At 67.7% G+C, this 13,157-nt stretch carries 11 protein-coding genes; 8 read left to right on the top strand and 3 right to left on the bottom strand.

Going from position 1 to position 13,157, the window contains the following annotated elements; all coding sequences use genetic code 11:
• The first annotated feature begins 14 nt into the window (after window positions 1–14).
• The 8 genes from ACK4S9_RS17140 (at window position 15) to ACK4S9_RS17105 (ending at window position 7,651) form a co-directional block, all read left to right on the top strand.
• Entirely contained in the window at window positions 15–1,190 is a 1,176-nt protein-coding gene (locus ACK4S9_RS17140) for a glycosyltransferase (protein WP_409728016.1), read from the top strand.
• 86 nt (window positions 1,191–1,276) lie between these two features.
• Window positions 1,277–1,963: a hypothetical protein gene (locus tag ACK4S9_RS17135; RefSeq protein WP_409728013.1), complete on the top strand. Its 687-nt coding sequence runs from the start codon at window positions 1,277–1,279 to the stop codon at window positions 1,961–1,963.
• A 7-nt stretch (window positions 1,964–1,970) separates the two neighbouring features.
• Complete coding sequence (locus ACK4S9_RS17130) at window positions 1,971–2,768, top strand: hypothetical protein (protein WP_409728010.1); 798 nt, start codon at window positions 1,971–1,973, stop codon at window positions 2,766–2,768.
• 22 nt (window positions 2,769–2,790) lie between these two features.
• Entirely contained in the window at window positions 2,791–4,038 is a 1,248-nt protein-coding gene (locus ACK4S9_RS17125; RefSeq protein ID WP_409728007.1) for a glycosyltransferase family 4 protein, read from the top strand.
• Entirely contained in the window at window positions 4,031–5,239 is a 1,209-nt protein-coding gene (locus ACK4S9_RS17120; RefSeq protein ID WP_409728004.1) for a DegT/DnrJ/EryC1/StrS family aminotransferase, read from the top strand. Before ACK4S9_RS17125 ends, ACK4S9_RS17120 begins: the two co-directional genes overlap by 8 nt.
• The gene (locus tag ACK4S9_RS17115; protein WP_409728001.1) at window positions 5,236–5,826 is read left to right on the top strand and encodes a sugar transferase; all 591 of its coding nucleotides are present in this window, start codon (window positions 5,236–5,238) and stop codon (window positions 5,824–5,826) included. The genes ACK4S9_RS17120 and ACK4S9_RS17115 overlap by 4 nt, the downstream gene beginning before the upstream one ends.
• A gap of 15 nt (window positions 5,827–5,841) precedes the next feature.
• On the top strand, window positions 5,842–6,435 hold the full coding sequence (locus ACK4S9_RS17110) for a membrane-associated phospholipid phosphatase (RefSeq protein ID WP_409727998.1): 594 nt from the start codon (window positions 5,842–5,844) through the stop codon (window positions 6,433–6,435).
• A gap of 25 nt (window positions 6,436–6,460) precedes the next feature.
• On the top strand, window positions 6,461–7,651 hold the full coding sequence (locus ACK4S9_RS17105; protein WP_409727995.1) for an acyltransferase family protein: 1,191 nt from the start codon (window positions 6,461–6,463) through the stop codon (window positions 7,649–7,651).
• Window positions 7,652–8,160: 509 nt separating this feature from the next.
• On the opposite strand, the gene ACK4S9_RS17100 is transcribed toward ACK4S9_RS17105, so the two are convergent.
• The 3 genes from ACK4S9_RS17100 to ACK4S9_RS17090 form a co-directional block, all read right to left on the bottom strand.
• The gene (locus ACK4S9_RS17100) at window positions 8,161–10,437 is read right to left on the bottom strand and encodes a polysaccharide biosynthesis tyrosine autokinase (protein ID WP_409727992.1); all 2,277 of its coding nucleotides are present in this window, start codon (window positions 10,435–10,437) and stop codon (window positions 8,161–8,163) included.
• A 29-nt stretch (window positions 10,438–10,466) separates the two neighbouring features.
• The gene (locus ACK4S9_RS17095; protein WP_409727989.1) at window positions 10,467–11,561 is read right to left on the bottom strand and encodes a polysaccharide biosynthesis/export family protein; all 1,095 of its coding nucleotides are present in this window, start codon (window positions 11,559–11,561) and stop codon (window positions 10,467–10,469) included.
• Window positions 11,562–11,713: 152 nt separating this feature from the next.
• The coding region (locus tag ACK4S9_RS17090) for a TonB family protein (protein ID WP_409727986.1) at window positions 11,714–13,157 on the bottom strand (1,444 nt) is incomplete at its 5' end.

Below are 13,157 nucleotides of genomic sequence, written 5' to 3'. Positions count from 1 at the left end.
GTACGAGAGGAAACATGGCCCGTATCGTGCACCTGAGCTCGGCACATCCGCGCTTCGATACACGGATCTTCGTCAAGCAGTGCCGCAGCCTCGCCAGCCATGGACATGAACTGTCCCTGGTCGTGGCCGACGGCCTCGGCGACGCCTGCCGCGACGGCATCCGGATCGTCGACGTCGGACGTCCCTCGGGACGGGGCGAACGCATGCTGCGCACCACCTGGCGGGTCGGCCGCGCGGCGCTGGCGCTCGGCGCCGACGTCTACCAACTGCACGACCCCGAGCTGATTCCCGTCGGCCTGCGGCTCGCCCTGGGCGGTCGCAAGGTGGTCTTCGACGCCCACGAGGACGTCCCCAACCAGCTGCTCGACAAACCCTACCTGTCGCCGCGCAACGCGCGCCTGCTGTCACGCGCCTACGGCATGCTCGAAGGCGGCGCACTGCGCCGCTTCGACGGCGTGCTGGCGGCGACACCCACCATCCGCGACCGGCTGGCCGCGCACCAGGCCCTGCTCGTGGACGTCAACAACTACCCGCGCGCCGAGGAGTTCACGGGGCCGGCGCCCACAGGCGAGGCGCGCGCCAGCTTCTGCTATGTCGGCAGCATCTCGGCGATCCGCGGCGTACGCGAGCTGGTCCAGGCATGCGCCCTGCTGCGCACGCCGGCGCGGCTGGCATTGGCCGGCAGCTTTGCCGAGGCCGAACTGGAGGCCGAGGTCAGGCGCCACCCCGGCTGGCGCCGTGTCGATGCGCTCGGCCACCTCGACCGCAAGGGCATCGCCAGGGTGATGGGGCGCGCCTTCGCCGGCCTGGTCACCCTGTTGCCGACCGCCAGCTACCGCGAGGCCTTGCCGGTCAAGATGTTCGAATACATGGCCGCCGGCATTCCCGTGATCGCTTCCGACTTTCCGCTCTGGCGCGACATCGTCGAAGGCAGCCGCTGCGGCCTGTGCGTCGATCCGCGCGACCCTGCTGCGATCGCTGCCGCGATCGACCACCTTGCCTCCCATCCGCGCCAGGCGCGCGAGATGGGCGCCAACGGCCGCCGCGCCGTCCTCGATCGCTACAACTGGGAAAACGAGGAAGCCAAGCTGATTGCGTTCTATGCCGATCTGCTGTCCGGGCATTCGACTCGAAAAAAACCGTTTAAGCAAAGCAATCTGTCCGCCCATCCAATTCGCTCAATCGATTGATTAAAAGCCAAGGTTTTATCTTAGGTTAAAAGGGACCGGCGCCATCGGCCGTATTGTTCAGTTATCAAGGATATATGAGACCGACTATGTTTTTGCAACACTACAATACGTTTCTCGAGGTAATGAAGCTGCCGCGTGCGCAGCTTCATTTCTCGCAGCAAATCGATCCGGTCGATATCAAGGCAACCTATCGCAATTACACGAAACCGCATCCGCGTTTCAAGATCATTCGCCATAAAACCATCGGCGCCGCCCTGGTCGACCTCGCGCAATTCCCCAATCGCGAAGCCTACCTGGACCACATCAAGGGCAAGAACCAGGGCGGATATCACGCCAAGCGGGCCCGCAGCCGCGGTTATGTAGTGCGGGAAATCGACCGCAACGATCATGTCGACGATATCCACGAGATCAATACCAGCCTGGATGTGCGGCAGGGCCGGAAAATGGACGGGCATTACCTGGAAAAACAGGAACGCTTCGACCGTCAAAAACATTTCCATTATTGGGGCGTATTAAATCCGCAAGGCAAGCTCGTCGCCTACGCCACCCTGGGTATCTACGGGAATTTCGCTTCGTTTTCCCAAATGATGGGAATCCGCAATAACGACGGCATCATGCACCTGCTCCTGAGCGAAGCGATCTGCCGGCTGATCGACGCCGGCAAGGTGCGCTATGTCATGTACGACACGTTCTTCGGCGCCCAGCCCGGGTTGCGGAACTTCAAGACCATCCTGGGCTTCCGCCCTTACCGCGCCAGCTATCACCTGCAATGAGCCTGCCATGAACGCCATGCTCAACCGTGTCTATGCGGACTACCTGATGCCGAGCCGTCTCGGCGAGTACGACGCCCTCGTGCGCGAGGTCGCCAGCGCCGGCTATGCCCAATTGTCGGTGCGCGAATTCTTCCGCCAGGCCTATGGCGGCGAGCGCGCCCAGGGGCAACCCATGGAACGCAGCTTCGTGCACCGGCATGATATCGACAGCGACCTGCGCACCGCCAAGAAGATGTTCGCCATCGAATCGCGCCATGGCGTCCATGCGAGCTATTACTTCCGGCTCTGCACGCTGGACTTCGGTTTCATGCGCGAGATCGAGGCTGCCGGCAGTGAAGCCAGCTACCACTACGAGGAAGTGGCCGATTTCGCCAAGCGCCACCGCCTGCGCAGTGCCGACGCGGTACGCCAGCGCTTCCCCGAGATCCGCGAACTGTTCGCCCGCAACGTCGGCCAGATCGTCGAGCGCCTGGGCATGCCGCTCACGACGGTGGCGAGCCACGGCGACTTCGCCAACCGTCGCCTGAAGGTCATCAACCACGAACTGCTGCGCGACGACGCATTGCGCCGCCGCTGCGGCATCGAATGCGAATCCTACGATGCCGCGCTGCTGCGCTGCTTCGACATCTACATCAGCGACCGCAAGCACCCGGTCTACTACTACCCGCTGTCGCCTTTCGAGGCGCTCGGGAAGTACCGGCATATCTGCCTGCTCACCCATCCGGTGCAATGGGAGACCAACTGGGTCGAAAGCACGCGCTGCAACATGCGCCGCCTGGTCGAAGAAGTGGCCTGGCGCGCCTGAGGCGCATCACCTCGATACCACCATGAACATCCTCCTGATCAACCACTATGCCGGCTCGGTGCACCACGGCATGGAATACCGGCCCTATTACCTTGCGCGCGAGTGGGTGCGGCTCGGACACCGGGTACGGATCGTAGCCGCCAGCCATGCCCACGTGCGCGCCCGCGCCCCGAGCATGGCGGGACGCAGCCGGCGCGACGAGAACATCGACGGCATCGACTACACCTGGTTCGCCACGCCGCCCTACCGCGGCAACGGCCTGGCCCGGGTGCGCAACATGGCGGCCTTCGTGGCGCGCCTGTGGCGTGAAGCGCCCGCGCTGGCGCGCGAGGTGGCGCCGCAGGTGGTGATCGCCTCCAGCACCTACCCGCTCGACATCTGGCCGGCGCACCGGATCGCGCGCCTCGCCGGGGCGCGCCTGCTGCACGAGGTGCACGACCTGTGGCCGCTCTCGCCGATGGAACTGGGCGGTTTCTCGCGCCATCACCCCTTCATCCGGCTGCTGCAGGCGGCCGAGGACTATGCCTGCCGCCATGCCGATACCGTGGTGTCGATCCTGCCCAAGGTGCGCGAGCACCTCGAGGCGCGCGGCATGGCGCCGCACAAGCTGCACGTCATCCCGAACGGCACCGACCCGGCCGAATGGCTGGCCGCGCCGCCGGCGCTGCCCGAGGAACTCGACGCCCTGCTGGCTGGCCTGCGCGCCCAGGGCCGCACCGTGGTCGGCTACGCCGGCAGCCACGGGCTGGCCAATGCGCTCGACACCCTGCTCGACGCCGCCGCCCTCATGAACGACCAGCCGGCCGCCTTCGTGCTGGTGGGCGACGGCCCCGAGAAGCCCCGCCTCGAACGGCGCGCGCGCGAACTCGGCCTGGCGCACCTGTACTTCGCGCCGCCCATCCCGAAGGCGCAGATCCCGGCCCTGATGGCGCGCATCGACATCGCCTATCTCGGCTGGCAGCGCCAGCCCCTGTACCGCTTCGGCATCGCGCCCAACAAACTGATCGACTACATGATGGGCGGCTGCCCGGTCCTGCACGCGGTCGAAGCCGGCAACGATCCGGTGCTGGAGGCCGGCTGCGGCTTGACGGTGGCGCCGGAGAATCCGCGCGCCGTCGCCGACGGGCTGGCGTCCCTGCTGGCCCTGTCCAGGGGCGAGCGGCGCGCGCTGGGCGAGCGCGGCCGCGTCCACGCGCTGGCCAACCTCACCTATCCCGTCCTCGGACAACGCTTCCTGACCACTTTCGCACACGAGGTTTCCCATGGCTGAACAGGAACAGGCTGCCTCGCAGTCGACCGCTGACCCGCTGGACAACATCCCGCGGACCTTCCTGCCCTTTGCGCTGCCCGACATCGGCGACGAGGAAATCCGGGCCGTCGAAACCTGCCTGCGGTCCGGCTGGGTAACCACCGGACCGACGACGCGCCGCTTCGAGCAGGAATTCCAGTCCTACCTCGGCGCCGACGTGCAGGCGATCTCGGTCAACTCCGCCACCGCCGGCCTGCACCTGGCGCTGGAAAGCGTGGGCATCGGTCCCGGCGACGAGGTCATCGTCCCCACCATGACCTTCACCGCCACCGCCGAAGTCGTGCGCTACCTCGGCGCCCGTCCGGTGCTGGTGGACGTCGACCCGGTCACCCTGAACATCTCGCCGTCCGCCGTCGCGGCGGCGATCACGCCGCGGACCCGCGCCGTGATGCCGGTGCACTACGCCGGCCTGGCCTGCGACATGGATGCCATCCTGGCGCTGGCCGCGCGCCACGGCCTGCGCGTCATCGAGGACGCTGCGCACGCCTTCCCCACGCGGCTCGACGGCAGGCTGGTCGGCACCCTGGACAGCGACATCACCGTCTTCAGCTTCTATGCCAACAAGACCATGACCACCGGCGAAGGCGGCATGGTGGTGACGCGCGACAGTGAACTGGCCGCGCGCATGCGCTGCATGCGCCTGCACGGCATCAACCGCGACGCCTTCGACCGCTACACCTCCCGGGTGCCGGCCTGGTTCTACGAGGTGGTCGCGGCCGGCTTCAAGTACAACCTGACCGACATCGCCTCGGCGATCGGCATCGAGCAGTTGCGCAAGATCGACCGCTTCCAGCAGCGCCGCAGCTGGCTGGCGCACCGCTACGACGAGGCCCTGGCCGGCCTGCCTCTGCAGTTGCCGGCGCACCCTTCGTTCGGCAGCACCCATGCCTGGCACCTGTACGTGGTCCGGCTGCAGGACGACGCCCCCATCGACCGCGACACCCTCATCAACGAGCTGGCGGAACGCGGCATCGGCACCAGCGTGCACTTCATTCCCCTGCACCGCCAGCCCTACTGGCGCGACAGCTGCGGCCTGAACCCCGAGGCCTTCCCGGTCGCCGAGGCCAGCTTCGAGACAATGCTCTCGCTGCCGCTGTACACCCGCATGCTCGATGCCGACCAGGACCGGGTGGCCGCGGCGCTGCACGAGCTGCTGTCATGAGCAAGCGGGCCTTCGACCTGCTCGGTGCGGGCGCCGGCCTGCTCCTGCTGGCCCCGTTGCTGCTACTGATCGCGCTCTGGATCAGGCTGGACTCGCCGGGGCCGGTGCTGTACCGCCAGCAGCGCGTCGGCCGCGGCGGCCGGCTGTTCACGATCTACAAGTTCCGCACCATGCGCCAACGCCCCATGGATGGTCCCCAGCTGACCGTCGGCGCCGATCCGCGCGTGACCCGCGCCGGGCGCTTGCTGCGCTACTACAAGCTCGATGAACTGCCCCAGCTATGGAATGTCGTCCAAGGCAGCATGAGCCTGGTCGGTCCGCGCCCGGAAGTGCCGCGCTACGTCGAGTGCTATCCGCCCGAGCAGCGCCGGGTGGTGCTGTCGGTCGCGCCCGGCATTACCGACTGGGCCGCCATCCGCTACAAGGACGAGAACGCGATCCTGGCGCGCGCAGCCGATCCGGAACGGGCCTATGTCGAGGCCGTGCTGCCGGTCAAGCTGGACTATTACGTGCGCTATGTGAAAGAACGCAGTTTCTGGGGCGACGTGCGCATCCTGGCGCACACCCTTGCCGCCATCGTGCGCTGAAGCGACGGGCTTGCGATGCAACTGCTGCACCTCGGCGACATTGAATTCACCCTGCCGCTGGCCGTGGCAGCCGGCGCCTGGTTGCTGGCCGCCCGCGCCTGGCGCGCCGCGCTTGCCTGGACGCTCTTGTACGGCGGCACGATCGCGCTCGTCGGTGGCAGCAAGATCGCCTATATGGGCTGGGGCATCGACATTGCGGTGCTCGATTTCAAGGCATTCAGCGGCCACGCGGCAGGCGTGACCGCGGTGTACCCGGTGCTCGGCTACCTGCTGCTGCGTCCGGCCGGGCGCAGGGCCGGGCTGGCGGCCGCCGGCGCCGGGCTGGCGTTCGGGCTCTTGATGGCCTTCGCGCTGGTCCGGCTGGACGAGCATGCGGTCGCGGAAGCAGCCGCCGGCTGGTTGCTCGGCGCCTGCGCCAGCCTCGGTACCGTGTACCAGGCGGAGCCGCACGGCGTCGCGACGGCTCCCGTCGCAGCCCTGTGCGCCGTGCTGGTGTTCTTCGCATCGGCCTCGCTGATGCAGTCGGCGCATGTCGGTTACTGGATGATCAAGGTGGCGCTGGCGCTGTCCGGCAAGGCCCAGCCCTATTCCTGGGATACATGCGGCTAGCAATTTTCTACCAATGGAGAGACACATGGTTTCCTTCCCCTCGATACATTGGCAAGCACGGGCGCCCCTGGGCGAGAACGCGATGCAGTCGCTGTTGATCTCCGCCTTGCGCGGCCTGGCTGCCCTGCAGGTCGCGGCGGCGCACCTGCGCGCCGAAATCTATCCCGGCTTGCGCACACTCGAAGATCCGTCGATGGCCTACATGGGCCTGGCCTTCGTCACCGGCTTCGCCCACCAGGCCGTGGTCGTGTTCTTCCTCATCAGCGGCTGGCTGGTGGGCGGTAGCCTGATGAACCGCATCGGCAAACCGCAGGCCCTTGCCCATTACGCGATCGACCGTTTCACCCGGCTCTGGACCGTCCTGCTGCCCACACTGCTGCTGAGCCTGGCCGTAGGCCTGGTCATCGGCGCCGCCGCGCCCGGCCCGATCGACTTCAACCCGGGCAACGAATTCTCGGCGACCGCGCTCGCCGGCAACCTCCTCGGCTTGCAGACCCTTACCGTTCCCGAGTACGGCGGCAATTATCCGCTGTGGAGCCTGGCGCACGAGACCTGGTACTACATCCAGTTCCCCCTGTTGCTGCTCATGATTGCCGGTGGCGGCGTGCTGCGCCGCGCCGCCGCCGCCGCCGCCCTGATCCTGCTGCTGGCGACGCTGCGCGACATGATCTCGCTGTATTTCGCCATCTGGCTACTCGGCGCGCTCTTCTCGCGCGTGCGCGTCGATTGCGGCAAGGCCTTCCAGGCGCTGCTGCTGGCGATGACGCTGGCGCTGTTCGTCTATTACCGGCTGCGTGGCAGCAACGATGACCTGGTGCCGGGCTCCTTTGTCCAGGACCTCATCTGCAGCATTCCCTTCCTGCTCCTGCTGGCCTCGTTCCAGCGACCGGTCGACACGGCAGCGCCGGCCTATGTCCGCGGCAACCGGCTTGCCGTCTTCTTCTCGGAGTTCTCGTTCTCGCTCTACGTGCTCCATGTACCAGTGATCTACCTGCTGCGCCACCTCGGACAGCGGTTCCTCGGGCGCGAGCGCCTCGACCCGAATGCCGCCATCGACTTCCTGTGGTATGTCGTCCTCCTCGGCGCCCTGGTGCTGGCCGCCTATGGCTTCTACCTGCTGTTCGAGCGGCATACCATCCGCATCCGCAATAGCTTGAAGAACCTGCTCCTGAGCCCGCGCCCGAAGCCGGTGCGGGTCGCCCTGTCGCCCGATTGAGGCGATCGGAAAGGCGGAGGGTCCGCAGCGCCCACGTCACAGGCCCGGCAGCCGTAGGCAAGCCGGGCCTTTGCATTTTCCGCTTCGCGGCAAGACGCCATTCTGTCTTCCTCCGTCTTCCCCCATGCCTGGGGACGGCAACGCGACGCGCTTGGGGCGGACGCCTGAGCCGGGCTGCACGGCGCCGGATCGACAGCGCCGCCGCGCTTTCACTGTATTAGCCTCCGCCGGGCCAGCGCTGTGGTTGGGTGAACGCTGCGGTGATCTGCCGCTGTGGAGGGGGCAACGGGCAGACGCGCGGCTTTCGGCTGCAGCCGGCCGTGCTTCCGGCGAAGTGGGATGGCCAGGACGATGGGACAGGAAGCTGAAAGACAGCAGCCGGAACTGCCACGCGCGCCAGCGGACGCCGAGGCGTCCGTGCCAGCGCTCATGGACGGCGCCGCCTGAAGAATGCAGCCGGCCGACGGGCGCCTTCCGCCCATCGAACCGGGTCGCCAGGCAGGCGCTGCTCAGGCCACGTAGGCGAGCTGCGGCCCGCCGCCATACTGGGAGCTGTAGTCGCCCAGCCTGAGTGCCATGTCGTTGAACAGCACGCCCCGCGGCGAGATGCCCGCATGGTTCAGGCGCTTGATGGACTCGTTGATCTGGCCTTCGGTGGTCACGGCGGAGCGCGTCACCAGGAACACGGCCCCCGCGTGGGCGCCGATGATCAGGGCGTCCGCCACCGCCAGCAAGGGCGGCGGATCGATCAGCACCAGGTCGTACTGTGGACTGACCGTCTCCAGCAGGGTGCCGAAGTTGAGGTGCAGGAGGAATTCCGCCCGGTTGGTCGGCAGTTCGCCGGTCGGGATGAAGTCGAGCCGGTCCAGCACGTTGCGGTGGATGACCTCGTCCACGGTCGCGCCACCGGCGATCGCCCGTGACAGCCCCTTGCCGCGTTCGATGCCGAAGTAGCGGTGCAGGTGTCCGTTGCGCATGTCGGCATCGATGAGCAGCACGCGCTTGCCGCTGGCCGCCATCACGGCCGCGAAGTTCGCGGCGATGAAGGATTTGCCCAGGTCGCGCGTCGGACCCGCCATCATGACCACGTTGTTCTTGAAGTGCGGCATTGAGAACTGCAGCGCCGCGCGGAAGCTGCGCAGGCTCTCGACCGCCGGGTCTTCCGGCAGGATCTGGGCCAGCAGCGGCAACACGCCATCGGGCTTGGACTTGCGCATCAGCTTTTCCTGGTTGACGCTGTGCGGGATCGAGGCATACACGACCCGCGCGCGCAGCATCCGTTCGATCTTCTGCGGATCGTCGATCCCGCCGCGCATGGCCTTGCGGGTAAAGGCGATCAGGGTGCCGAGGAACAGGCCGGTGACGACCGCCATCGCGACGATCAGGGGCCGGTTCGGCTTGATCGGCTTTTCGGGGGCGATCGGCGCGTCCACCAGGCGCACGTTGCTGACCCGGCCGACGGAGATCAGGCGCAGCTGCTGCGCCGTGTTCGACAGCGCCGTGTACAGGTCGGTGTTGACCTTGATGTCGCGCGTCAGGCGCGCCTCGTCCTGCTCCATCACCGGCAGCGTGCGGATGCGGCTGGCGATGGCGTCGATCTCGGCGTCGACTTCCTTGCGCTGGCGGTTGATCGCCATCACGATCGGGTGGTCTTCGGTAAAGCGCGCCAGCAGCTCGGTTTTCTTCTGGATGAGTTCCATGCGCCGGGTGCGCGCGGCCGCGGCCTGGGCCAGGCTCATGCGGGCTTCCTCGCGCAGGTCGACGGTGCCGTGCGCGTTGCGGAACTGGTTGTAGCGGTCTTCGGACTGTTCCAGCTGGCGCTTGAGGATCGGCAGTTGCTGATTGAGGAAGGCCAGCGACTTCTCGGCTTCCTCGGTCTTGCGCGCCAGGTTCTGGCGCATGTACTCGCGCCCGATTTCGCTCAGCAGGTTGTTGATGCTCGCCGAGTTCTCGCCCTGCAGCTTGACCTCGATCACGCCCGACTGCTTGCCCTGCTCGGTGATCACCATCGAGCGCTGGATCGCCTGGATCGTGCTCAGGCGCGACTTGCGCTTGATGCGAAAGCGCGCGCCCGGGTTCGCGTACAGGTTGTCCACCTTGATCTCGAGCATGCCGTCCGGCAGGGGTACCCGGTAGCGCTGGCCCACGGTGCCGTCGAAGGCCAGGCGCTGCCCGCCGCCGGAGAAGCGGTAGCGGTTGCCGGCCCGCGCCGTCAGCACGAATTCCCGGTTGAGCCAGGAATCGGGCACCTCGAACACCGAGACGTCGGCCTTCTCGCCGCCCCAGACGTAGCCGCCGTAGCCGAACAGTCCCGGCGTGGACAGGTTGCCGGCGTTCTGGTTGGCGAACCAGAAGCCGGCCACGGGGAAGTACTTCGGCTGGACCTCGATGTAGAGCTGGAGGTTGTCCACCGCGCGCGACACCACCATGCGCGAACGCAGCAGCTCCATTTCGGCGATCGCCGCCTTCTTGGTCTCGAACAGGGACGAGGCTTCGCTCAGGATGTTCTTGGACGCGTTCGGGCTTTCCTCTTCGACGTGGATCATGAGGTTGGCCTCGTACACCGGCTTGGCGACGAGCGCGTACAGGACCGCCACCACGGTGATGAAGGCGGTGATGCTGCCGATCAGCCAGCGGCTGTCGTACAGCGTGTTGAAGTAGCCCTTCAGGTCGACGGTGGACTCTTCCGGCAGGGGTTCGGGCGGCCGCGGGTCGAAGGGCACCGACAGCACGGGCGGGCTGTGCGGGATGTGGGTCAGCGGGTGGGCGTCGGCTGGATTGCTCATGGTGGCGGGCCTTGCTCGGGATCGGGTGTTCAGGGACGGGTCGTCACGCCGACCGCGTTGGTCAGTGCGCCCGGGAACAGCAGGCTCAGGTGACGGTTCCAGTTCGCCAGGGGCGAGGCGGCGACATAGACGACGTCCTTCGGCCGCAGCTCGAAGGATTCGGCCATCGCCAGCGCGCCGCTGACGCGCGCATCGAGCTGGAACACGCGGGTGCGTTCGGGCGTCTTGCGCACCACGTAGATCTGGCGCGCGTCGCCGCTCAGGGGGCTGACGCCGCCGCTCTCGCCGAGCGCCTCGTTCAGGGTCAGGCGGCCGTTGTGCATGGTGAGCGCGCGCGGCTGGACGACCTCGCCGGACACGAAGACCTTGCTTTCGTCGCGCGAATGGACGCGCACCACGTCGCCATGTTTCAGCAAGACGGTGCCCGGGTTGACACCCTTCTGCACCAGGTCGCGCAGGTTGATCATGTAGCGGCTGGGCCCGCGTTCGATCATGATGCGGCTCTGGTCCGCGCTCGGCAGCATGCCGCCGGCGCGGTTCAAGGCTTCGACCAGGGTCATGGGGATGTCGTTGATGGCCTGCAGGCCGGGCGCCTTGACCTCGCCGTCGATGTAGACCCGCTTGCTGCGGTAGGACTGAACGCGCAGGGTGAGGCTGGGCTGGGCGATGTAGCGCGCCAGCTTCTTGGTGAGCAGCGCCCTGGCCTGCTCCTCGGTCTGGCCCTCGACGTGCAGCAGGCCGATCAGGGGAAACTGGATGCGTCCCATGTGGTCCACGGCAAACCCGGGCTGGACCGCGCTGGGCGAGGCCGTTCCGCTGTCGAGGGCGGCTGTGGCGGCGGTCATGCCGCTGCCGGCGAGCTCGGGATGGTCCCACACGACGATCGACAGGACGTCGCCCTGGCCGATGGTGTAGGGCGCCGGGTTGCGCACGATCAGCGGGGAAAGATCTTGCCGCGACTGCTCGGCGAGCGCGCGCCGTTCGCTCTCGATCAGCTGCTCGGTGATGATCTCGGTGGGCGGCGCATCGCTGGCGCCGTCCTTGCCGCCGCCGGCGAACTGGATGCCGGTGGTGCAACCCGGCAGGAAGACGGAAAGGGTCAGCGCCAGCACTGGCAACAGCACCAGCCGGCGGTAACCTGATATTGCAACTGAACAAATCGCAGCCATGATTGTTGCCTATCAAAAATAGACGTCATACTTGAACGGTCCAGTTCAGCGTACGGTGTCTATCAGGCTTGGCTTTGCAGCTGATCAAACAGCGGCTGCGCAATGGCTCAGCGAATTTCCTCCAGTAATTTAAGTCCGTCGGCAAAACGCCACACGCGGCGGATTTCGATGATGTCGAAGCGCGCCGCCACGTTCGGCGGGAAGGCGGCGTAGCGCGCATTGAGCTGGACGAAGCGGCGCACCGCATCGTCCATGTCGGCACGGCCGCTCGAGCGCACGATGGTCACGTCGTCGACGCTGCCGTCGCTGCGCAGCGTCAGGCTGACCAGGGGGTCGATCCGCACCTCGCGCGCCGAGAACCTGGCGCCGCCGAGGACCGCGGTACGTTCGAGCTTCTGGCGTACGCTGTCGATGTACAGGCGCAGCGGCACGTCGCGTTCGGTACCGTCGGCCAGTACCCGGCGCGCGCCAGGCGCATCCTCCGGCCGGGCCGGCGGCGGCGCCACGTTCGGAATGCTCAGGCCACGCAGCAGTTCGCGCGCGCGGGTAGCCATCGCACTGCCCGGCACGCTGCCGGCCGGCAATGCGCCGTCCCCTCTCCCACTGCCCGGGCCGCCCGGACCGGGGCTGCCGCTGCCCGGTCCCGGCGATTCCTGCCGGCGCTCGGCCGCGATGCGGCGTCCCGCTTCCTCGGCCAGTTCACGCGCCAGGCGTTCGGACCGGGCGCGCTCCTCGGCCTGCCGGCGCGCCGCATCCTCGGCGGCCTGGCGCCGCGCCAGTTCCTCAGTACGCTGGCGCTCGCTTGCCTCGGCCTGGCGGCGCGCAAGCTCTTGCGCGGCCAGGCGTTCGGCCGCCCGCTGCTGCTCGGCCTGCAGTGCCAGCGCCTGTTCGCGTTCGCGCAGCCGTGCCAGGCGCTGCTCCTCGGCGTCGGCGCGCTCGCGCTCTTCCTGCTGCTGGCGGGCGATCCGCGCGCGCTCGGCGGCGAGCTGCTCCGCTTGCCGCTGCTCGGCGGAGAGCTGCTCGGCGTGACGGCGTTCGGCCAGTTGCTGTTCCTGCAGGCGCTGCTGCGCCTGCAGCCGTTCCGCCAGTTCCCGCTCCGCCCGGCTTTGTTCTTCGGCCTGCGCGGCCTCGCGCCGGGCCAGGAGTGCGCGTTCGTGCTCGGCGGCCAGCCGCTCCTGTTGCGCGCGCTGCGCGGCAAGCCGATCCTGCTCTGCGCGCAAGCGGCGTTCGGCCTCGGCCTCCAGGCGCTGCTGCTCCTCGGCGGCTGCAATACGGGCTGCTTCGGCCAGCGCTTCCTCGCGCCGGCGCTCGGCTTCTCCTTCGGCCTCCTCGTCCGCAAGTGCCGCGAGGGCCGCCTGGTCCGGTTCGGGTTGCGGCTCAGGCTCGGCACTGGCGATCAGGGGCTGGGGGCCTGCTTCGATCTCGGGCAGCGGCGGCGGGGCCACGGCGAAGCTGGCGTCGTCCTGGGTGGACGCGATCAGGGGCGGGGCCGGCGGCGTGCGCAAGCTGGGCGGCCGGCGCACGGGTTTGCGCCGGGGCTTCGGCTGCGCC

The sequence above is a fragment of the Massilia sp. genome, from assembly GCF_046293535.1.
In the GTDB taxonomy this organism is placed as follows: Bacteria; Pseudomonadota; Gammaproteobacteria; order Burkholderiales; family Burkholderiaceae_D; genus Telluria.
Note: the sequence above shows the minus strand (reverse complement) of the source record. Positions and strands in the feature narration are given on the sequence as shown.